We start from the raw sequence: 22,044 nt of genomic DNA on the forward strand, positions 1-22,044 counted from the left end.
GCACTATGCGCTACGCGGTGCCAGCCGCCCCCGGCTGCCTTGATACTGGCGGCAAACTCGCGGCTATCGTGCGCTGCATGCTCACAGCGACAGGGCAGCTGGCGAGCGAGCATCGAGGAGATTTAAGGCAATTCGCTCGACTTGCCCAAGGTCCCGTCTTCCAATCAGTTTGACCCGCCTCGAAAACCGCGGCAAATCCGCCTGCCGTTGGCGCACCGCCTGAGTGTGGGGTTCGTCATCGCTCGCTCGAAATGGATGCATGCTATTTGATGGCCCACACTGTGTCGTAGGCGTACTCCGCGAGTTCTTGCGTACGTTTCTCAACTTCTGCGTGTGTCCATGCCGTGGCAGCGAGAACATGCGAGTCAAGGGCGTAACCGCCAGCGGTCAGCAGGACCTTCTTGTCGACGAACGATTTTGACCCAAGCTTGTCGCCATTGAACTTTATTGGTACCAAGAGGAGGTTGCCAATATAATGAGTCCAATAGTTGTGATTTGCTTGCGGTGAAAGATGCTCCAAGGAACTTGAAGCCCGATCAATGTCTACAGCAGCGTTTCGTGACTTATCAATGTTCCACAACGTGTACCTCAGTACATCTCGTTGGCGAGTGTTTAGATAGTTGAGTTGCTTGAACTTACTTATGAAGACGTCTCTCGCGGGAACTTTGTCTTTGACCTTTTTCTTGAAGTCAGTGATGCAGATTCCCAGCGCGTTCGAATCTGCTGCATTCGCGAAATCTCTCGCGTGTGCGGCATACATGAGACTCACGCCTCCTGAAGAGGGAAGAGCGCAAATAGTTGTGTAGGTGTAGTGGTATCTCTCCACTAGGCTAAAGACTTCGCGGACCTGTCCGTCCTTCAACTTCTTGGCGTTATAAAGTCGCAGTACCGACAGCAGCAGTGGATTCGCAATTTGAATATTCAGTATGTTCGAAATGCAGTAGAGTGAGTCCTTAACATCTGCTGTTGTTCGAGTCCAGAAATCTAGTACTTCTGGCTCCGATATTCCGCGGTAGAGAGTGCTGTCCGAGCGCAGTTCCGCAACGATATCTTTGACATTTAACGCATTCACAGTGTCTCGGATCGCTCGGAAAAGTTGCTTCTCCGTAGTGAACGGGTGCTTTGAAAGCCAGTAGTGGTGAAGAAAGGTTCTTAGTTGAATTGGCTTCTGCGCGTGCTCCAGTTCCGTCTGCATTTCGAGCCAGTGGTCCTTCGGCCTATCGATTGCCTTTCCCTTGGCCGGGAGCAGACGTAGGAAGTGGTTCTTCGCCAAGTCCGCTGCCGTTAGGTCTTTGCCCCGGGTATTGAGTGTCTCGAAAATCGTATAGGCGTCATCTTGATTATCTAGCGTGATTGATATTACCTTCAATGCGAGAATCTTGTCTCGTATCTGATCCAACCACCTCTTTGTTGCAGCCTTCGCTTTGGCTGCGTCAAGGCTGGCTATGCGATCAACTCCAGACTTGATAAATCCATTTATTGTCTCGTACGCCGCTCCGATTGCGCGCTCCTCATCGCCCGCATTAATAACCTCCTCCTCCTTTTCGAAGCTTTGGATCTTTGCCTGCAAAAACGGATATGAGGTTTCAGCGCGAAGAACGAATTGCGCTTGATCGTTTAGGTCTCTGGTCTCGATTAGTCGATGAACGCCTTTTGCCGCTGCTGTGTGCCCAAGTTCCAAGTACTTGTCGCGAATGGCGCAGAGAGTAATGGTAATGGTTGTGAGTCGCTGTTGGCCGTCGACTATCCCGTAGGAAGAGCTCGATATATTATATGTGACGAAGGCGCCGATGAAATAGTCTTTCTTTACGTCCGAAGTACTATCGCCCCAGAACTCTTCTACATTTTCTCGATCCCAGGAAAAAGGTCTCTGGAATCTAGGAATGACGTATGTGCCGGACTCTAGGATCTGGCGAACATCGCGGTCGACGCACTGAATCTTCATGCGGGGAGTCCAAGTAGAGGTGACTGTGATGGCTAACGTTCGAATCAAGCCGCCCGTGGTGGCAGGCAGCGTAAGCCTGGGCTGATACGATGCACCAAGTGCCTCAGCCTAGATTTACGCCGCCCGCCGTAGCGAGTCGGCTTGATCGAGGGGTTGGGCGATAGCTCGCGGCCGCTCCCTTGAAATGCCTCTGCTTCCTAACTCTGGGGCACTTGCTTTCGCAAAATGCGACGTAGGTCTTCAAGGGTTGACTTGAGCTTAGCGGACTCCACAGCCCCCAGTTCTTTCGTCGACAGAGCATCGACTATTGCCCGAAGCCGATCGACTAGAGGTTGAGCGCTTTGAGCAGCGTTCGCTCGGGACAGGCAACTTTCAAGTGCCTTGTTGCGATTAAGAGGCGGACTTGGCGCAGGAGTGTCAAAGACGACTATGCGCGCTAGGCGGCGGCGCGCGTAGTCGGCTACTGCCGCCGGCTCTTCTGTTCCCGATAGGAAACCTTCTGTCTTCAGCACTTGTCGGCATGTGAAGAGGAACTTTGTATCGGTGAGCATCTTGGCGACAGACTCAGCACCATGACCAGAGTGATAGAGAAGATGAAGCTGACTGTCGAGGTAGCCTGACGATAAAGCGCTCAAGACTCGCGTTTGGCTCAGATACTTGATCAAGACACTGGTCTTGCCCTGGCCGCGTTCGCCAAGAATAAAGTATGAGTTGCTCCGTTGAACGTCAAGTTTCGCCTGTTCGCAGGCCCAAATCGTCGGCTTGGACGTCAAAGACCGCAACCTTGCCGTGTCACTTTCCTGATCGATCAAGTTCGTCCAGCGGGCCATGCTATGGCACAAGGCGGCTGAGTCCAGCAATGCCGCGGCTGGGGACAGGCCAACAACTGTCGCCCGCAGATACCGGGCAAGTGAAGTGTGGCGCTCGAAATAGCGACTATCCATCTTAGTCACTGCCGTAGCCGTGCGCAGCAATGAAATAAGCGACGACGTGTGCGACGTGGACTCGTCGAACGCCTCAACAAACCGCGACAGCAGAAGGCGGTCATGTGCAGGCAGTGCAAAGGCGTCCAGTAGCGCCTGCACGGCAGCCGTGGTAATTCCGAACGATGAGAGAACTGCTTTTCCCAAGTCCGTCAGGCGGAAGCGATCAGCGGGCGCAAGCTCTAGAAGGCTTGCCCGGAACAACTGATCTACCTTCTTTCGTGCGTCGAACGCATCGGTCGAGATTTGATCCTGCAACTCGCCTTCCGAAAGAGCGCCCGAGCGCAAGAAGGAGGAGAGCACAATTGTGCCAAGCCTATCGCTAGCCAATGGATGGCGATAGTTGTCAAGTATTTCGACGGCTTGCATCAGTAACGCCTCCCGTTGAGGTAGTAGTACTCCTGAAGTCGCCGCACCATCTCAAGCGCTGAAGTCAATATGCAACCGGGCAAATCAGACGCCTTGTAGAGCTGAATCTTGCAGGTCGCTACTGACTGCATCTGAATCAGGCTCTGGTTTGCGTACCCGGAGTTCCAGTCTGCATTGAGGTAGGCTACGATTTTGTGAGATAACTGCGGGATTCGCGCGAAATCGTGTATTTCTGCAATAGAGCCAGGCGAGTCCGGAATCGAGAAGACGACGTCGAAAGCTTCTGCTTGCGACATCTGCTGAGCCACTACAGACATGGTGCTCTTGGGATCAACTAGGTCTTCGCTAAACCGCGCGTGATGTCCGTTGGAGTTCAGTTGATCCTTCAGCTGCCCCCGGGCGCTTGCGACCGGAGTTGAAGCGGTTGGAGCTGGGCCCCAGATCAACGCTGCAACTGGCACCCTTTGGATGCGCTGTAGCGCCTCCATGCGGAGACGCTCAATGTGCGCTTCAAACGGTGTGGGCATCGTGCTCCTCTCTGCTGGCTTTTGGACTGAATGGTACTCGGAGGGTGGTGGCTGACGCTTAACGTGATCCAGACGTCAGCGCTACAAATCTGACGTGACCGAATAGTAGTGATTTCATCAGCTTTCGACCATTATTCCCACCCAGAAAAGTCAAAGATCCGACCCCAGCTTTCGGGTGAACACTCAAGTGAAAATGCGCGCCCCTACAAACTTGGGATGGTGCATGGCGGCCGATACCCACGCGTGCGGCACACGGCGATGGCCAACACCGCGCCCACCATCCACCCAGCTATAACCCCTCCCGCACCGCGTACAACGCCAGCTCCACATCATTGCGCACGCCGGTCTTCTCCAGGATCCGCGCCCGGTAGGTGCTGACGGTGTTCGACGACAGCACCAGCTGCTCGGCGATCTCGCCCACGCTGCGGCCGGCGGCCAGCAGGCGGAAGACCTGGTACTCGCGGTGCGACAGCCGCTCGTGCAGCGGCGCCTCGGGCGCGCTGCTGCGGCTGCCGGCGGGCACCAGCTGCTCGGCCATGAGCTCGGCCACGCCGGGGGTGATGAACAGCTTGCCCTGGGCCACCCGGCGGATGGCGTCGATCAGCTGCTCGCTGTCGGCGCTCTTGTTCAGGTAGCCGGCGGCGCCCAGCTTCAGGCTGCGCACTGCGTACTGGCGGTCGGGGTAGGTGCTCAGCATCAGCACCGGCAGGCGCGGCGCCTCGGCCTTCAGCGCCTTCAGCACGTCCAGCCCGTCGCGCTGCGGCATGGCGATGTCGAGCAGCACCACGTCGATGCCGCCGCGGCGCACCTGGGCCAGCGCGTCGGGGCCGTCGGCGGCCTCGCCGGCCACGGCGATGTCGGCCGCATCGGCCAGGATCTGCTTGATGCCCTGGCGCACGATCAGGTGGTCGTCACACACCAGCACGCGGATCATGGCGCCGCCCCCGCCGCCGTTGTGCCCGGCGGGTTGTTCGGCAGATGCAGCGGCATCACCAGCCGCACCCGCGTGCCCTGGCCTGGCGCGCTGTCGATGTGCAGCTGGCCGCCAAAGTGGCCGGCCCGCTCGCGCATGCCCATCACGCCGTAGCTGCGCGCATCGGCCAGCGCCTGCGGCGGCGCGCCCACGCCGTCGTCACGCACGCTGAGGTACAGCACCGGGTCGGGCGGGTCGTCCACCCACAGCCGCACCTGCACATGGCGGGCGCGGGCATGGCGGGCCACGTTGCTCAGCATCTCCTGGAAGATGCGGAAGATGGCGATGGCCTGGCCGCCCTCGGGCGGCGGCACGCCGGCGGCCACGGTGATCTGCAGGTCGGCCTGCAGCTCGGCATGGCCCTCCGCGGACACATCCGCGCTGTGGGCAAAGAACTCCTGCGCCTGCCATTCCAGCGCCGCCCACAGGCCCTGGTGGTCCAGGATGCTGGGCCGCAGGTCGGTGATGATGCGGCCCAGGTTGTCCACCGCGCTGTCGATCAGCCGGCCCATGCTGTGGCACTTGCACTGCAGTGGCGGCCGGTCGTCCAGCCGCTTGGCCAGCCAGTTGACGTCCATCTTCAGCGCCACCAGCAGCGATCCCAGCTCGTCATGGATCTCGCGGGCGATGCGGGTGCGCTCCTGCTCGCGCACCGTCTCGCCGTGGTTTGCCAGCTCGCGCAGCCGCGCGGCGCTGGCCTGCAGCTCGGCGGTGCGCTCGGCCACGCGGCTTTCCAGCAGCTCATTCGTGCGGCGCAGCAGGGCCTGCGCCTCGCGGCGCTGGGTGATGTCGACCAGCGTCACCACCGCGCCCTGCACCACGCCGTGCTCCACGATCGGGTGGCTGGTGTACTCGGCATCGAAGGCGCTGCCGTCGGCGCGCCAGAACACCTCGTCGTCGATGCGGCAGGGCAGGCCCTGGCGGAAGGCCTTGAAGATCGGGCAGTCACACTCCGGGTAGTGGCGGCCGTCGGCATGGGTGTGGTGGATCAGCTCATGCATGTTGCGGCCGATGATGGCGTCGGCCGGCCAGCCCAGCATCTGCGCCGCGCTGCGGTTGACGAACACGCAGCAGCCGGCCATGTCGATGCCGAAGATGCCCTCGCCGGTCGATTCCAGCAGCAGGCTGAGCCGTTCACGCCAGACGTCGGCCACCTGGCCGGCGCCAGCGGTGGCAGGGGTGGGTGCAACAGCAGTGGAGGTGGCCATGCACCGGAACAGCAATCGCCATGCCGCGCCACGGGGCAGCAACCGGCACCGGCAGCGCACCAAAGCGGCGCCTGGCACCGCCACGGTGCGCATCGGCTTGCCCCCGGGCGCCACCGGCCGGCATGCCGCTGCTAGGCTGCGCGCCGATGAGTCCCCGGCCCAGCCCGCCCGCCCCAGCCCCTGATGCGCAACACCGGCGCCCGCGCCGGCGGGCGTTGTGGGTGCTGGCTGCCGCCGCGCCGTTGCTGCTGCTGGCCTCGCTGGTGCAGCTGCGGGCGCAAGACCAGGGCCTGCTGCTCGACCTGGCCGGCCGGCCGGTGGATGCAGCGGGTGCGCTGCAGGCGCAATGGCACCGCCTGGTGCGTGATTGCAGCGCGCTGCAGCGCCCGGCGGCCGGATCCACGGCCTGGGCGGAAGCGCAGCAGGTGCTGGCCGCGCACAGCCCGCCGGCATCGCACGGCGCGCGGCCGCTGCAGCTGCTGCAGACCGCCAGCGGCGACTGGCTGCTGGCCGAGGTGGTGTGGGATGGCGCCGGCGCGCAGCCGGTGAACGCGCCGCTGGACCCGGCCATCGTGCCGCTGCACCGGGTGGGCGGCGTGCTGCAGGTGCAGACCACCGGCGTGTGGAGCGGCGACACCGGCCCCTGGACGGCGCCGGTGTTCATCCGCCGCTGGCTGCAGCGCCAGCTGCCGGCGATGCCGGCCGACCTGGCGCTGTGCCTGGATCCGCAGTGGCCGGCGTTCGCTGGTTAGCGCGCCGGCCAGGCCACGGTCACTTGAAGGTGTAGGTGGCGCTCAGGTAGAAGCGCCGGCCGCGCGGATCGGTGTAGCTCGGGTCGTAGCCCGACAGGTAGGTGTCGGCCTGGTTGGAGAACGGCGGCGCGGTGTTCAGCAGGTTCAGCACGCCGCCGCGCACCGTCAGCCCGGGCAGGGCCTGCCAGCTGCCGGTCAGGTCCCACAGCGAGTAGGCCTTGACGCGGTTGGGCTGCACATAGGTGCCGGTCACCGGGTCGGGGGCGTTGTTCTGGTCGTTGTAGCTGCTGAGGTAGGTGTTGCTCAGCGTCAGGCCCAACGGGCCGCGCTCCCAGTCCACCGACACGGTGTGGCGCCAGCGCTGCACCACCTTGTCGTCGACGAACTTGCCCAGGTTGCTGATGAACGGGTCGCCGTTGCCGCTCTGCTCCTTCGACTTGAGCGTCAGCGTGCCGTTGACCCGCAGCGCGAAGGTGCCCACCGGGCTGCGCAGATCACGCAGCGCGGCCGACACATCCAGGCCGCTGGCCTTCTGGTTGCCGCGGTTGGCCTTGCGCAGCTCGATGAAGCAGATCCCGCTGTCGTCCGGGTCGTAGTCGCACAGGCCCTCGTCCTCGTTGTAGCGGTGCACCAGGCTCTCGTACTTGGCCGGGTTGGCCAGGATCACCTCGGCGCCGATCTTGCTGATCAAGTTGCGCTTCTCGATGTGCCAGAAGTCCAGGCTGAAGCTGGTGCCCTTGGCCGGCTCGAACACGCCGCCCAGGCTGAACTGGCGGGATTTCTCGGGCTTCAGGTTCGGGGTGGAGAAGTTGCGCACCCGCCAGGCGTCCACGCAGTCGTTGACCGAGCCGCCATCGGCCAGGCAGACCGGGTCGGCCAGCAGCGGGCCGTCGAACTCGGTGACCGGGCGGTACAGGTCGGTCATCGATGGCGCGCGGAAGCCCGCACCCACCGAGCCGCGCAGCAGCCAGGCCTTGTCGGGCTGCCAGCGCAGGCCCAGCTTGGGGCTGACCGCGCTGCCGGTGCGCTGGTAGCGCTCGTAGCGCAGGGCCGCCTGCATCTCCAGCCCCTTGGCCAGCGGCACGGCCAGCTCGCTCCAGACGGCGCTGACGTTGCGCTTGTAGCTGAAGTCGGCGTCCGGCCCCTGCGAGGTCTGGCCCAGGATCAGGTCGTCGGCCAGCGCCTGCGACTGGTGGAACTTCTGCGTCTCGCGGCGCAGCTCACCGCCGGCGGCCAGGTTCAGCTCGCCGGCCGGCAGCTTCATCAGCGGGCGCGAGAAGCGGAAGTCCAGCGCATCCATCGTGCCGGTGGCGCGGCGCACCTCGCCGCGGATCTGCGCCTGCGCGATCAGCGCCACGCCGGCAGCGCTGGATGGTGCGAAGGGATTGATCCGCCCGTCGGCCAAGCCTTCGTCGATCATCGCCTCGTTCAGGAAGCCGCCATAGGCCCGGTCGGACACGGTGTTGCGGCTGTGGTTCAGCGCCACCTCGTAGTCCCAGGCGCCCAGCATGCCGTTGGTGCCCAGCACCAGGCGGCTGCCCGAGGACACCAGCTCGCTGTCCTGCCGGCCGGCCTCGGTGAAGCGCAGGCGGGCGGTGATCACCGGGTCGCTGAAGGTCTCCAGGCCCGAGCCGGTGAGGCCGGCCACCGGTGTCACCGACAGGTCGATGTCGGGCGTGAACGGCGCCGGCAGCGCCACGTAGTGGGTGCGGGCACGGCTGAGCGACAGCTCGGCAAAGCCGGTGTGGCCGCCGCCCAGGTTCAGCGTGCCGCGGGTCAGCAGCGACTGCTTGTCGCTCTCGGGGGACAGCTCCACATCCTGCATGAAGTTGTAGGTGCAGCCCTGCGGGCCGCCGATGCCGCCAGGCAGGTTCAGGTTGGCCGGCGGGTTGCAGTTGGGCCACGACAGGTTGAAGCGGCGCTCGGTCAGCAGCGTGCCATCGGGCAGCTTGAAGCCCTGGGCCCTCAGGAAGGCGAGCTGGGCGCGGCCGATGTCGATGTTGGCCGGGAAAGTGCGGCTGAGCAGCAGGTGCGGCAGCCGGCCCGGCACGTCGAGATCGGTGATGAACTGGCGCTGCGACGAGGCCAGGCGGTCGGTCTTCTGCAGATCGAGCACGGCCATCAGGTTGAAGCCGTCGCGCGCAAAGTCGCCGACGCCGGCGGCCACGGATGCAGTGCGCTTGCCGGCACCGCCTTCCTGCGTGCCCATCAGCGAGGCACTGACCTCCACGCCGCGGTAATCCCGCCGGGTGATGAAGTTGATGACACCGGCCACCGCATCGCTGCCGTACAGCGCCGAGGCGCCGTCCAGCAGCACCTCCACCCGCTCGATGGCCGCGGCCGGGATGTTGTTCAGGTCGACGCCGCTGTCATCGCCCGGCGAGGCGAAGTTGGCCATGCGCCGGCCGTTGAGCAGCACCAGCGTGGACGATACGCCGATGCCGCGCAGGTTGGCGGCGTTGAAGCCCATCTGGTCGCGGTAGCCGCCGGCCGAGATGCTGATGCCGTCGGTCAGGTTGCCGGCGGCCGTGCCCAGGCGGCTGATGATCTCGGACGCCGTGGTGGCACCCAGCTTGGTGATCTCGTCGCGGGTGATCACCTGCACCGGCAGCGCGCCTTCGCCGTCGATGCGCTTGATGGCCGAACCGGTGATCTCCACCCGCTGCGGCGTGCCGCTCTGGGCCAGGGCGGGCAGTGCCGACCCGACGGCGGTGGCCAGCAGGGCGGCCCGGGCAACCGCCTTCAACAGACAACGGGGGAAACGTGGGGGCATGGCAGGGGCTTTCCGGCGGAGTTGGGGCAGATGTGGGGTGCGGCCCAGTCTAGGAAGCCCTTCACATGCCGGACACGGGCCGGCAACCGGCCGGTCGCACCAGCGCAACTCGGGGTCGCATCAGCGCAAGCGGCTGTGGCCGATTCCGCCACATCCGGTGGCAGCATCCCGCCTCACCGCTCCCTTGCCCGCCGGTTGCCCGGCCCGGCCGCCCCCATGCTGCACCGCCTGCTCCACCCCGCCACGCTGTTCGCCGCCGTGGCCACCGTCCTGTTCAGCCTGGCCGCGCAGGCCCAGGGCGTGATCGATCCCAACCAGCGCGGCCAGGGCACGGCGGTGGCCATCGGCGGCGGGCTCAAGAGCGACAACGACGAAATCTACAACCGGCTGATCGCCGCCGCGGGCGGCAAGTCGGCGCGCTGGGTGGTGTTCGGCACCGGGTCGGAGAACCCCACCGGCAGTGCCGATGGCGTGGTGCAGCAGTTCCGCCAGCGTGGCGTCACCGCGGTGGCGCTGCCAGTCTCGCCGCTGCTGAAGGACAAGCCGGTGGCCGACGCGGTGCGCGACCCGGCCCTGGTGGCCCAGGTGCAGGCGGCCCAGGGCGTGTACTTCACCGGCGGGGCGCAGGCCCGCATCGTCGATGCCTTCCAGCCCGGCGGCCAGGCCACGCCGCTGCTGCAGGCGATCTGGGCGGTGTACCGCGCCGGCGGCGTGGTGGCCGGCACCTCGGCCGGCGCGGCGATCATGAGCACCACCATGTTCCGCGATGCGCCCGACGTGCTGGGCGCGATGAAGGGCAAGCTGCGCGACGGCCAGGAGGTCGACCGCGGCCTGGGCTTCATGGGCCCGGCGCTGTTCGTCGACCAGCACTTCCTCAAGCGCGGGCGCATCGGCCGCATGCTGCCGCTGCTGCAGGCCAAGGGCTACACCCTGGGCCTGGGCGTGGAGGAGAACAGCGCCGCGGTACTGCACGGCGACACGGTGGAGGTGATCGGCCGCGCCCTGCTGGTCAACCTGGCCGAGGCCCGCAGCGATGCCGGCCTGGGCGCCTTCAATGTGAGCAACGTGCGGGTGAGCCTGCTCGACACCGGCGACAGCCTGCGCCTGCCCGGCGGCCAGATGACGCCATCGGCGGCCAAGCTGAAGGGCCAGGTGCTGGACCCGGCCGCCGCCGGCTACAAGCCCTACTACAGCGAGCCGCCGTTCTACGTGGACATGCTGGGCGACAACGTGATCGGCACCGCGATGGGCCTGCTGATCGACGGCAGCTTTGCCGATGTGCGCGGCATCGCCTTCCACCCGCGCCCGCCGGCCAGCGACGCACAGGGCGCGCTGGGCTTCGAGTTCCTGCTCAGCAAGGGCCCGGGCAGCATGGGCTGGACGACCGAGGCCGGCGGCGGCGAGGACTACACCGTGCGCGACCTGCGCCTGGCGGTGCGGCCGATCCGCATGGCCCAGCCGATGTACACCCCCTGGGCGCGGTAACCTCGCCATTCTGTCCGTCCACGCACCCTGACCACCATGCAACGTCGCCTCCTCGCCCTTGCCCTGCCCCTGGTCCTGGCCTTCGGGGCCGCCACCGCCCACGCCCAGGCGCCCGACTGGAAGAAGATCCGCATCGGCGTCGAAGGCGCCTACCCCCCGTTCAGCGAGGTGGGCCCCGACGGCAAGTTGAAGGGCTTCGACATCGACATCGCGATGGCGCTGTGCGCCGAAATGAAGGCCGAATGCACCCTGGTGCAGCAGGAGTGGGACGGCATCATCCCGGCGCTGCAGTCGCGCAAGTTCGACGCCATCATCGCGTCGATGGCCATCACCGAAGAGCGGCTGAAGGTCGTCAACTTCACCGCCAAGTACTACAACACCCCCAGCCGCCTGGTGGCCAAGGCCGATGCCAAGCTGGAGGCCAGCGCCGCCGGCCTGAAGGGCAAGCGCATCGGCGTGCAGCGCAGCACCATCCAGGACCGCTTCGTCACCGCCACCTTCACCCAGAGCGAGATCGTGCGCTACGCCAAGGCCGACGAGGTCTACCTGGATCTCGCCGCCGGCCGGGTGGACGTGGTGTTCTCCGACACCCTGGCGGTGGACGGCGGCTTCCTGAAGAAGCCGCAGGGCAAGGGCTTCGCCTTCTTCGGCCCGGCCTACGACGACCCCAAGTTCTTCGGCACCGGCTCGGGCATCGCGGTGCGCAAGGCCGACACCGCGCTGCAGGCCAAGTTCAACGCCGCCATCCCGGCCATCCGGGCCAACGGCGTCTACAAGAAGATCAACGACAAGTACTTCGACTTCGACGTCTACGGAAAGTGACGCGGTGCTGCACGGCTATGCGCTGAGCCTGCTGGAAGGCGCCGCCCTGACGCTGTCGGTGGCGGTGCTGTCGCTGGGCATCGCGCTGGTCCTGGGCCTCGCCGGCGCGGTGGCCAAGCTGTCGCGCTCGCGGCTGGCGCAGGGCGTGGCCCAGGTCTACACCACCGTCATCCGCGCCGTGCCCGATCTGGTGCTGATGCTGCTGGTGTTCTACGGCGGCCAGATGGCGATCAACAGCCTGGGTGAGCGGCTGGGCTGGGCCTATATCGACATCGACCCCTGGGCCGCCGGCGTCCTGACCATCGGCTTCATCTTCGGCGCCTACTTCACCGAGGTGCTGCGCGGCGCCTTCCTGGCCGTGCCGGCCGGGCAGAAGGAGGCCGCGGTGGCCTGCGGCTTCACGCCGTGGCAGGTGCTGTGGCGCATCGTCGGCCCGCAGATGCTGCGCCATGCGCTGCCAGGGCTGAGCAACAACTGGCTGGTGATGATCAAGGCCACGGCCATCGTCTCGGTGATCGGCCTGTCGGACCTGATGAACCGCGCCGCCCAGGCCGCCGGCACCACCCGCGAGCCCTTCCTGTTCTACGGTGCGGCGGCGCTGCTGTACCTGGCCTTCACCACGCTGTCGGAGCTGGGTTTCGCCTGGCTGTCGCGGCGGCTGGCCATCGGCACGCGGAAGGCGGCGCTGTGAACCTGCAGGTGATGTGGGACAGCCTGCCGATGTACGCGGCCGGCGCCGGCACCACGCTGCAGCTGCTGCTGCTGGCGCTGGCCATCGGCGGGGCGCTGGCGCTGCCGCTGTCGGTGCTGCGCAGCCTGCCGTCGGCCTGGGCCTGGCGGCCGGTGTGGCTGTTCACCTACGTGATCCGCGGCACGCCGCTGCTGGTGCAGCTGTTCCTGCTGTACTACGGCCTGGCGCAGTTCGACGCGGTGCGCGACAGCCTGCTGTGGCCCTGGCTCAAGTCGGCCTGGTTCTGCGCGGTGACGGCCTTCGCCATCAACACCTGCGCCTACACCACCGAGATCCTGCACGGCGCGATCAAGGCCGTGCCGGCCGGCGAGGTGGAGGCCGCGCGCGCGCTGGGCATGGGCCGCTGGATGGCCTTCCGCCGCATCGTGCTGCCGTCGGCCATGCGGCGCAGCCTGCCGGCCTACAGCAACGAGGTGGTGCTGATGCTGCACGGCACCGCCCTGGCCAGCGTGGTCACGCTGCACGACCTGACCGGCGTGGCGCGCGAGGTCAACTCCATCCACTACCTGCCGTTCGAGGCCTTCATCACCGCAGCGCTGTGCTACCTGGCCATCACCGTGCTGCTGGTCGGCGGCTTCCAGCTGGCCGAGCGGCGCTGGCTGCGGCCGTTCGCAGCCCGCGGGTGACAGCGCGCGGCTGGCGCTGCGCTTAGCATCCGCCATCCCCGTCTGCCGCACTTGCCCATGTCTGATTCCACCCGCATCCCCGGCCGCCGCTTCCTGCAGTCACCCGGCCCGTCGCCGGTGCCCGACGAGGTGCTGCATGCGATGGCCCGCCAGCCGATGGACATGGGCGACCCGCGGCTGGACGCCACCATCGCCGCCTGCGAAGCCGGGCTGCGCAAGCTGCTGCATGCGCCAGAAGCCGAGGTGTTCTTCTACGCCACCAACGGCCATGGCGCCTGGGAGGTGGCGGTGGAGAACCTGCTGCCGCCGGGCGGCGAGGTGCTGATCCCCGGCACGGGGCATTTCAGCGAGAGCTGGGCAGTGCAGACCGAGGCCCTGGGCCGGCGCGTGGTGCGCACGCCCTGGCGCCCGGGCTGGCCGATCGACGCGGCCGACGTGGCCCAGGCGCTGCGCGACGACCCGCAGCATGCCATCGTGGCCGTGTTCGCGGTGCACACCGACACCGCCAGCGGCATCACCAGCGACATGGCCGCGCTGCGCCAGGCCATCGATGCCACCGGCCACCCGGCGCTGCTGGTGGTGGACGCGGTGGCCTCGGCCGGCTGCACCCGGGTGGCGATGGCCGAGCTGGGCGCCAACGTGGTGCTGGGCGCCAGCCAAAAGGGCCTGATGACGCCGCCGGGCATCGGCTGGCTGGCCGCTGATGAGCGGGCACTGGCCGTGGCCGAACGCAACCCGGCGCCGCGCTTCTACTGGGATTGGCGGCTGCGCCGCAGTCCGCTGAGCTACCGCAAGTTCTGCGGCACGCCGCCGCAGACCCTGCTGGCCGGCCTGGCCGCCGCCTTCGATCTGATCGACCGTGAAGGCGAGGACGAGGTGCTGGCCCGCCACCGCCGTCTGGCCGGCGCGGTGCAGGCGGCCGTGGCCGGCTGGGCTGAAGCTGGTGCACTGGGCTTCTTCGCCCAGGTGCCGGACAGCCGGTCGGTGTCGGTCACCTGCATCACCGTGCCCGAGGGGACCGACATCGACGCGCTGCGCACCGTGGCCCGCGACCGCTTCGGCGTGGCCATGGCTGGCGCGCTGGGCCCGCTGCAGGGCAAGGCCTTCCGCATCGGCCACCTGGGCGACAGCAATGCCGCCACCATCCTGGGCTGCCTGGGCGCGGTGCAAGCGGCCCTGCAGGTGCAGGGCATTCCGGTGGGCAATGGCGCGCTGGACCGGGCGGTGGCCAGCCTGGTGGCGGCTGGCGGCTGACGCGGCTGCGTTGGGCGCGCTGTGGACAAGCCTTGATCGGCGCAGGTCCGAGGCCGGCGGGCAACCGGCGGATCCATGTCCGCCGCCCGCCTCGTCCATCCACAACTGCCGCTACACACGCCTGGCGGTGCAGGTGGTGTCGTACCAGCCCTGCATGCCCACCAGCGGCGACGGGTAGATGGGCAGGATGGCGTTGATGTTGTAGCCTGAACCGAGTCCGTTGCCTGCACCTGTCAGGCGCGACCACAGGCCCTGGCCGCTGCCCCACCACATGTCCTCCGACAAGTCCTGGTCTTCGGCGATCACCGCGTCATCGAAGCCGGGAAAGTCGCCACGTGGCCCGCGCCGGCCGTTGGCCGCCCGCCCATGCGCGAAGTTGCCCAGGCTGTTGGACATGGCGATCACCCGCGGGTGGATGCCCTCGGTCACGAACACCGGTACCACCGCCTTGCCCACCACGTCACCCGGCTTGCCGGTGACATGCTTGTAGGCATGGGCGGCGCCACGCCAGGTGGTCAGTTCCACCAGATCACCGGTCTTCAGCCCCCGCGCCGCTGCTGCCGTGGGGTGCATCCACAACGGGTTGTGGTGCACGATCTCGCTGAGGTACTTCTGCGAGGCCGTGCGGCCCTGGGTGTGCACGTTCCACTTGAAGGTGACCAGGTGCAGGTGGTCCGGACCCATGGCGGCGATCGACGGCACCGCAAAGTACCCCGGCATGCCCGCGCCATAGGGCTCGGCAAAGGCCTGGGCCTTGGCCGCGTCGGCCACGTCCTGGCTGAACACCTGGAAACGCCTGGACGGCGTGGCGAAGCCGCGCCGGGCCTGTCCGCCGCGCACCAGGCCCACCGCGGTTTCACGCCCGTCAGCCGCCTGCCGCCACACCACCTGGGTGACGGGGTCCACCCGGGTGCCCTTCAACTGCTCGGGTGTCAGCGCCCAGTTGTACAGGCCGTAGTACTTGGGCTTGCTCAGGTCCTGCCAGACGCCGTGCTTCTTCATGTAGGCGAAGCCGTCCTCACCCACCCGGGCCGTCAGGCCGGCACAGCGCTGGCGCATCCAGTCCTCGTGGTCCTTGAAGTTGAAGTACTGCGCCGTCTTGGGCGAGATGCGCTGGCCCAGGGCGATCATCACGTCCACGAAGCTGCGGCACTCCCCCGGCGGCGCCACCAGCGGCTGGCGCAGGGTGACGTAGTCGCGCAACTCCATGTTGTTGCGGGTGTCGAAGCCCCAGCGCTCCATGTAGGTGGCGTCGGGCAGGATCAGATCGGCGTAATGCGCGGTCTCGCTGTAGACCACGTCGCTGCACACATGGAAGGGGATCAGCGACTCGTTCTTCAGCACCTCCACCGCCAGGCTGCGGCCTTCGGGCCAGGTCTGCGGCGCGGCCAGGGTGTAGCTGATGTAGACCTGCAGCCTGGCGCGGCCCTGCTTCAGGTGGTCGAAGACGATCTGCCCCACCTTCATGCGCTGCCACTTGTTGGCCAGCGGCCACTCGGGCGGGTTCTCGATGGCGCTCTTGGCCGTGGGCGCGGGCGGGCGCGGCGTGGGCTGCGGAAACACCCGCGGCGGCACCCGTGTGGGCTCTTCGCCATAGCAGTAGCCGCCGGGCTGGCCGATGCTGCCGACGATGGCGTTGAGCAGGATGACCGCCCGGTCGTTGTTGAAGCCGTTGTAGTGCGCCGACGATCCCCGGTTGGTGAAGGCCACGCAGGCCGGACGCACCGCCGCGAATTCCAGCGCCATGCGCGTGATGTCCGCCGCCGGAATGCCCGACAACTGCGCACCCCATTGCGGCGTGTACGGCTTCAGCCAGGCCTGCAGTTCGGCCGCACCCACGTTGCACCAGTCGTCCAGGAAGGCGCGGTCGGCCAGGCCCGCTTCCATGATGGCGTGGGCCATGGCCAGGGCGATGGCGCCCTCGCTGCCCGGGTTGGGCGCCCACCACTCGTCACTGCGGCCCGCGGTGTTGGACAGGCGCACGTCGAACGTCACCAGCTTGGCGCCGTTGTCGAAGCGGCCCTTGATCACCCGCTTGGCCACATGGATGGCGCCCTGGTGTGCCTCGTAGAAGTTGGCGCCGAAGTTCAGGATGTACTTGGTGTGCTCGGCGTCGGGGGTCTCCCAGTCGGTCTCGCCCAGGCTGACGTAGTTGGCCGCCCGCTTGTTGCTGGAGCACAGCGCCCGGTGGTTGAACAGCGACGGCGAGCCGATGGCATTGAGAAAGCGCGTCATCTCCTCGCCGATGCGCGAGCGGCCGATGTGGATGGCGGTCTCTTCGGGATGGCCGTCATCGATGGTCTTGCGGATGCGGCTGGCCACGCGGTCCAGCGCCTCGTCCCAGCCGATGCGCCGCCACTGGCCGCTGCCGCGCGGGCCCACCCGTTCCAGCGGGTAGAGCAGGCGGTCGGCGTAGGTGTTGATTTCGGGGCCGCTCTGGCCCTTGGCGCACAGGCTCATGCCGTTGTTCGGATCCTCGGGGTTGCCGCTCACCTTCACCAGCTTGCCGTCGATCACATGGCCCTGGATGCCGCACACCGTGCTGCAGTTCAGGCACACGCTCTTGACGGTGGTGGCGCGGCTGTAGTCGTTCTTCAGGCGGCCATTGCCGTTGGCGCGGCGCTTGGCCTGGCGCTGCCCCACCAGCTTGCGGCTGGAGGCGGCGTTGGCCGCACCCGGCGCCAGGGCGATGGTCTCGCCGAGGGCCAGCGTGGACAGCGCACCCAGGCCACCCTGCAGCAGGCCACGGCGTGATGGTTTGGTCGGTGCGGTGCTCATGCGCCCTCCCCGTTGCGGGCGGGCTTCATCCAGACCACGCGCTGCGCCTGCGGCACCTTGGGCTGCAACGAGGTCCAGGTCTCGATCTCGTAGGAATGCGGGTCGTGCACATGGCCCTTGGGCACCTTGGCCTCCATCGGCACATGGTGGCCGCGGTAGCTGACCCGGGGCTGGGTGCGCTCTTCCGGCTTCAGCACCTTCAGATCGGCGCCCTTGGCTGCCACGAAGCGCGCATACGGCGAGGCCGGATCGTTGGCATCACCGAAGTGGAACACCTCGCCGGGGCAGGTCTCGACGCAGGCCGGCTCCATGCCGGCGTCCAGCCGGTGCGAGCAGAAGTCGCATTTGTCGGCGATGTCGTTGTCGTCGCAGCCGATGGCGCCATACGGGCAGGCGGTTTCGCAGGCGCCCACATGTTCGCAGCGGTCGGGGTCGACACGCACGATGCCGTCGGCGCCCTTGACGATGGCGGTGCGGTCGCAGGCCTTGAGGCAGGGTGTGTCGTCGCACTGCATGCACAGCGTGGGCAGGAAGTGGCGCTTGACCTTGGGAAAGGTTCCTTCGTCCAGGTAGTAGACCTTGGTGCGGAAGCGCCCCAAGGGCACGCTGTTCTCGACCTTGCAGGCCACGCTGCAGGCATGGCAGCCGATGCAGCGCTCGATGTCCAGGGCCATGCGCCAATTGGCGGGCCGCCCGGTCCTGGGGTTGGGGCGGGTGTCAGACACGGCCATGGCAGGCCTCCGACGCCGGGTGGCTGCGGTCAAGCGCCATGAAGCCGACGACGACGCGCCGGGTGCGGGAACAGGACGGGATCAACATGCGGTTCTCCTGGTGCGCCGGCGGCCGGCCTTGCAATGTAGCCAGGCCCCAGGCTGCTGCCACAGGAGACCTTGCTCAGCGGCTGGCGATGTACGCGGCCAGCGCGTCCAGCAGTGCCATCAGGTCGGCCTGCAGCCGCCCGAACCCGGCGTGCTTCTGCAACCGGCCCTGGTCCATGTAGAGCCGCTTGTTCACCTCCAGCTGCAGGCTGTGGAAGCCGGCGGCCGGGTTGGCGTAGGCGCGCACCAGCTCCACACCCTTGAACGGGTCGTTCACCTTCACGTCGTAGCCCCGGGCCGCCAGGGTGTCGCGCACGAAGGCGGTGAATGCAGGCGCGCAGGTGGTGCCATCACGGTCGCCCAGCACCATGTCGGCGCGTGGCTGGCCGGCGCCGCCTTCGCCCATGGCGCCGCTGACCGCATTCATCGAGTGGCAGTTGATGTGGAACACCTGGCCATGCCGCGCATGGGCCGCCTGCAGCAGGTCCTGCAGGGCCTGGTGGTAGGGCGCGTGGCAGCGCGCGATGCGCTGGCGCAGTTCCTGCACTGTCAGCTTGCGGTTGTAGATCGGCCGTCCGTCATCCAGCGTGCGCCACACCAGCGACTTGCCGATGCGCGCCTTGCCACTGGGCACCAGTGCATCGGGCCAGGGCGCGTCTAGCAGGTCGGTGTCGATGTCGCCGGCATGGCGGTTGGGGTCGAGGTAGGTGCGTGGAAATTGCGCCGCCAGCAGCGGGATGCCCCGCTCGGTGGCTGGAAGGTAGAGCTCGTCGATGAAACAGTCTTCACCATCGCGCAGGTCGGATTCGGGCAACGCTGCCCCGAAGTCGGCCGGCATGCGGGTGCCCGAATGGGGGGAATCCAGCACCAGCGGCAGCGCCGCCTCGCGGGGCCCGTGGATGCGCAGCACGTCGTCGTTGCTCATGGCCTGCAGTATCCGCCCCGGCGCCCCCGCAGGCATGCACCTGTTCGGGGCGACCCGTATAGCCTGACCCTTTGCAACCGATAGCATGTCGCACCCGGCGGGCCCCTTGCCCGCCATCCAGACTTCAGCCCCTGCCCTTTTGGAGCCCCCATGGACAAGCATGAACGCCAACTTCGCCAGCTGATCAACGAGGTGCGTGACGGCCAACTGCCGCGCCGCAACTTCATCTCGCAGATGGTCGGCCTCGGGCTCACCGCGCCGATGGCCGGCATGCTGCTGATGCACGCCGGCGTGGCCCAGGCGCAGACCACCATCCCCTACAAGGGCACCAAGCGCGGCGGTGGCGGCACGCTCAAGCTGATCTACTGGCAGGCGGCCGTGCACCTGAACCCGCACTTCGCCGGCGGCACGAAAGACCAGGACGCCAGCCGCATCTTCTACGAGCCGCTGGCCGGCTGGGACACCGAAGGCAACCTGGTGCCCGCGCTGGCCGCCGAGATCCCGTCGAAGGAAAACGGTGGCGTGGCCGCCGACGGCAAGTCGGTCACCTGGAAGCTGAAGAAGGGCGTCACCTGGCACGACGGCAAGCCGTTCACCGCCGACGACGTGGTCTTCACCGCCCAGTACGTCGGCGACCCGGCCACCAGCACCGTGACCGTGGCCACCTACAAGGACCTGAAGGTCGAGAAGATCGACTCGCACACCGTCAAGGTCACCTACCCCAAGGCCACGCCCTTCTGGGCCGAGGCGCTGACCGGCATCGTCGGCTGCATCCTGCCCAAGCATGTGTTCGAAAGCTTCACCGGCGCCAAGTCGCGCGAGGCGACTGCCAACACCAAGCCGGTGGGCACCGGCCCGTACAAGATCGTCGACTTCAAGCCGGGTGACAGCCTGGTGGCCGAAGCCAACATGGCCTACCACGTGCCCAACCAGCCGTTCTTCGACCGGCTGGAGATCAAGGGCGGCGGCGACGCGCTGAGCGCTGCCCGCGCCGTGCTGCAGACCGCCGAATACGACCTGGCCTGGAACCTGGCCGTGGAAGATGAACTGCTCAAGCGCCTGGAAGCCGCCGGCAAGGGCCGCATGGAGTTCTATGCCGGCAGCGACATCGAGTTCGTCAGCCTGAACGTGACCGACCCCTGGAAGGAAGTGGACGGCGAGCGCGCCAGTGCCAAGAGCAAGCACCCCGCCTTCACCGACAAGGCGGTGCGCGAGGCGATGAGCATGCTGATCGACCGCAAGAACATCGGCGAGCAGATCTACGGCCGCGGTGCGGTGGTCACCAGCAACTTCCTGAACAACCCGCCCCGCTTCCGCAGCCCGAACACCAAGTACGAGTTCAACATCGAGAAGGCCAACCAGGTGCTGGAGGCCGCCGGCTGGAAGAAGGGCGCCGACGGCATCCGCGCCAAGGGCGACGTGAAGCTGAAGTTCGTGTTCCAGACCTCGGTGAGCGGCCCGCGCCAGAAGTGCCAGGCCATCATCAAGGACGCCTGCACCAAGGCCGGCATCGACCTGGAGCTGAAGAGCGTGGTGGCCGCGGTGTTCTTCGGCAGCGATGCCGCGAACCCCGACACGTACCAGAAGTTCTGGGCCGACATGCAGATGTTCACCACCACCATGGGCAGCCCCGACCCGCAGGTGTTCATGGAGCAGTTCACCACCGACCAGTTGTCCCAGAAGGTCAACAAGTGGAGCAGCCGCAACCTGGCCCGCTGGTCTAACGCCGAGTTCGACGCCGCCCACAAGGCTGCACAGGTCGAGTTCGACCCGGTCAAGCGTGCTGCGCTGTTCATCAAGATGAACGACCTGGTGGTCAACGACAAGCACATCATCCCGCTGTTCGCCCGCCCGCGGCCGTTCGGCATCCTGACCAAGCTGCGCCCGGTGCTGTCGGCCTGGGACAACACCACCTGGTCCATCGGCTACTGGACCCGCGACGCGTAAAGGCCCACCCCCGAAGCGGCTTCGCCGCTCCCCCTCAAGGGGGCGCCGCCAGCGGCCCGGCAAAGCCGGTTCCGCGGCGGCCGCTTGGTTCCGGCGTGACCTTCGCTGAAACGCTGCCGCCCTCCACTCCCAGACGCTTGCGCCCTTGTTCAACTACATCATCCGCCGCCTGCTGATCGCGCTGCCCAGCCTGCTGGGCATCAGCCTGGTGCTGTTCACCGTGCTGGCGCTGGCACCTGGCGACCCGTTCGAGGAACTGGCCAACAACCCCAACGTGCCGCCCGAGGTGCGCATGGCGTTGCGGGCGCAGTTCGGGTTGGACGACCCGATCTGGCAGCGCTACATCAGCTGGCTCTCCAGCATGCTGCAGGGCGACTGGGGCTTCTCGTTCGTCAGCCGCATCGACGTCGACACGCTGATCGGCCAGCGCATCGGCGTCACCATCGCGGTGATCGGCATGTCGCAGGTCGTCGCCCTGCTGGTGGCGCTGCCGGTGGGCGTGCTGGCCGCCGTCAAGCCCTACAGCTGGTTCGACCGCATCGCCAGCACGGTGGCCTTCATCGGCTTCTCGCTGCCCACCTTCTTCACCGGGGTGCTGTTCATCCTGCTGTTCTCGGTGCAGCTGGGATGGCTGCCCTTCGTCTACCGGGCTGATCTCTCGTCCACCGGCTGGCAGTGGTGGGTCGACCAGTTCAAGCAGTCAATCATGCCGATCATGGTGCTGGGGCTGTTCCAGGCGGCCAGCTGGATGCGCTACGTGCGCTCGGCCGTGCTGGACGTGATCCGGCTCGACTACGTGACCACCGCCCGCAGCAAAGGCCTGGGTGAACGCGCGGTGATCAACAAGCATGTGGTGCGCAATGCGCTGATACCGGTGGTCACACTGGTGGCGCTGCAGATGCCGGCGGTGTTCGGCGGCGCCATCGTCACCGAGCAGATCTTCCGCATCCCCGGCATCGGCAGCCTGCTGATCGATGCCATCCTGCGCAACGACACGCCGGTGATCATGGCGGTCACCTTCGTCTTCAGTTGTCTCGTGATCTTCTTCAACCTGGTTGCCGACGTGCTCTATGGCTGGCTCGACCCCCGCATCAGCTACCGCTAACGC

The 22,044-nt window shown here is 66.8% G+C and carries 17 protein-coding genes; 8 read left to right on the forward strand and 9 right to left on the reverse strand.

The window, feature by feature from the left end:
- Nucleotides 1–262: 262 nt before the first annotated feature.
- From FFT10_RS17905 to FFT10_RS17925, 5 genes are all read right to left on the reverse strand, one after another.
- Nucleotides 263–1,945 carry a DUF262 domain-containing protein gene (locus FFT10_RS17905; protein ID WP_137734218.1) on the reverse strand — a complete coding sequence of 561 codons (1,683 nt, stop codon included), beginning with the start codon at nt 1,943–1,945 and terminating at the stop codon, nt 263–265.
- 197 nt (nt 1,946–2,142) lie between these two features.
- The gene (locus FFT10_RS17910; protein WP_137734219.1) at nt 2,143–3,297 is read right to left on the reverse strand and encodes a hypothetical protein; all 1,155 of its coding nucleotides are present in this window, start codon (nt 3,295–3,297) and stop codon (nt 2,143–2,145) included.
- Nucleotides 3,297–3,824 (reverse strand): hypothetical protein, encoded by a 528-nt coding sequence (locus FFT10_RS17915; protein WP_137734220.1) that lies wholly within the window; start codon nt 3,822–3,824, stop codon nt 3,297–3,299. Before FFT10_RS17915 ends, FFT10_RS17910 begins: the two co-directional genes overlap by 1 nt.
- A gap of 289 nt (nt 3,825–4,113) precedes the next feature.
- Complete coding sequence (locus FFT10_RS17920) at nt 4,114–4,758, reverse strand: response regulator (protein ID WP_137734221.1); 645 nt, start codon at nt 4,756–4,758, stop codon at nt 4,114–4,116.
- The gene (locus FFT10_RS17925) at nt 4,755–6,005 is read right to left on the reverse strand and encodes a sensor histidine kinase (protein WP_137734222.1); all 1,251 of its coding nucleotides are present in this window, start codon (nt 6,003–6,005) and stop codon (nt 4,755–4,757) included. Before FFT10_RS17925 ends, FFT10_RS17920 begins: the two co-directional genes overlap by 4 nt.
- Before the next feature lie 221 nt (nt 6,006–6,226).
- Between FFT10_RS17925 and FFT10_RS17930 the strand changes: the two genes are divergently transcribed.
- Complete coding sequence (locus FFT10_RS17930) at nt 6,227–6,757, forward strand: hypothetical protein (RefSeq protein WP_137734223.1); 531 nt, start codon at nt 6,227–6,229, stop codon at nt 6,755–6,757.
- A 19-nt stretch (nt 6,758–6,776) separates the two neighbouring features.
- Here the strand turns inward: FFT10_RS17930 and FFT10_RS17935 are convergent, their stop codons facing one another.
- The gene (locus FFT10_RS17935; protein WP_137734224.1) at nt 6,777–9,530 is read right to left on the reverse strand and encodes a TonB-dependent receptor; all 2,754 of its coding nucleotides are present in this window, start codon (nt 9,528–9,530) and stop codon (nt 6,777–6,779) included.
- A 216-nt stretch (nt 9,531–9,746) separates the two neighbouring features.
- Here FFT10_RS17935 and FFT10_RS17940 point away from each other — a divergent pair, with 216 nt between their 5' ends.
- Genes FFT10_RS17940 through FFT10_RS17960 form a run of 5 tightly spaced genes read left to right on the forward strand, consistent with a single transcriptional unit; the run spans nt 9,747 to nt 14,468 of the window.
- On the forward strand, nt 9,747–11,015 hold the full coding sequence (locus FFT10_RS17940) for a cyanophycinase (RefSeq protein WP_162520835.1): 1,269 nt from the start codon (nt 9,747–9,749) through the stop codon (nt 11,013–11,015).
- A gap of 36 nt (nt 11,016–11,051) precedes the next feature.
- The gene (gene aotJ / locus FFT10_RS17945) at nt 11,052–11,837 is read left to right on the forward strand and encodes an L-arginine-binding protein AotJ (protein ID WP_137734226.1); all 786 of its coding nucleotides are present in this window, start codon (nt 11,052–11,054) and stop codon (nt 11,835–11,837) included.
- A 4-nt stretch (nt 11,838–11,841) separates the two neighbouring features.
- A complete protein-coding gene (locus FFT10_RS17950; protein WP_137734227.1) occupies nt 11,842–12,528 on the forward strand; it encodes an ABC transporter permease in 687 nt (228 codons plus the stop codon).
- Between the two features lie 11 nt (nt 12,529–12,539).
- The gene (locus FFT10_RS17955) at nt 12,540–13,214 is read left to right on the forward strand and encodes an ABC transporter permease (protein ID WP_137734259.1); all 675 of its coding nucleotides are present in this window, start codon (nt 12,540–12,542) and stop codon (nt 13,212–13,214) included.
- A 57-nt stretch (nt 13,215–13,271) separates the two neighbouring features.
- Nucleotides 13,272–14,468 (forward strand): pyridoxal-phosphate-dependent aminotransferase family protein, encoded by a 1,197-nt coding sequence (locus FFT10_RS17960; protein ID WP_137734228.1) that lies wholly within the window; start codon nt 13,272–13,274, stop codon nt 14,466–14,468.
- A gap of 111 nt (nt 14,469–14,579) precedes the next feature.
- On the opposite strand, the gene FFT10_RS17965 is transcribed toward FFT10_RS17960, so the two are convergent.
- The 3 genes from FFT10_RS17965 to FFT10_RS17975 form a co-directional block, all read right to left on the reverse strand.
- Nucleotides 14,580–17,246, reverse strand: coding sequence for a molybdopterin-containing oxidoreductase family protein (locus FFT10_RS17965; protein WP_137734229.1), 2,667 nt, complete (start codon nt 17,244–17,246; stop codon nt 14,580–14,582).
- Nucleotides 17,243–17,977: a 4Fe-4S dicluster domain-containing protein gene (locus FFT10_RS17970; RefSeq protein WP_137734230.1), complete on the reverse strand. Its 735-nt coding sequence runs from the start codon at nt 17,975–17,977 to the stop codon at nt 17,243–17,245. The genes FFT10_RS17965 and FFT10_RS17970 overlap by 4 nt, the downstream gene beginning before the upstream one ends.
- Nucleotides 17,978–18,140: 163 nt before the next feature.
- A complete protein-coding gene (locus tag FFT10_RS17975) occupies nt 18,141–18,989 on the reverse strand; it encodes an N-formylglutamate amidohydrolase (protein WP_137734231.1) in 849 nt (282 codons plus the stop codon).
- A 150-nt stretch (nt 18,990–19,139) separates the two neighbouring features.
- On the opposite strand from FFT10_RS17975, the gene FFT10_RS17980 reads away from it, so the two are divergent.
- A complete protein-coding gene (locus tag FFT10_RS17980; RefSeq protein WP_137734232.1) occupies nt 19,140–20,936 on the forward strand; it encodes a peptide ABC transporter substrate-binding protein in 1,797 nt (598 codons plus the stop codon).
- Between the two features lie 145 nt (nt 20,937–21,081).
- Nucleotides 21,082–22,041, forward strand: a complete 960-nt coding sequence (locus FFT10_RS17985) for an ABC transporter permease (RefSeq protein WP_137734233.1) — start codon at nt 21,082–21,084, stop codon at nt 22,039–22,041.
- Nucleotides 22,042–22,044 lie beyond the last annotated feature (3 nt).

The sequence above is a fragment of the Pseudaquabacterium pictum genome (assembly GCF_005403045.1).
Classification (GTDB): Bacteria; Pseudomonadota; Gammaproteobacteria; order Burkholderiales; family Burkholderiaceae_C; genus Pseudaquabacterium; species Pseudaquabacterium pictum.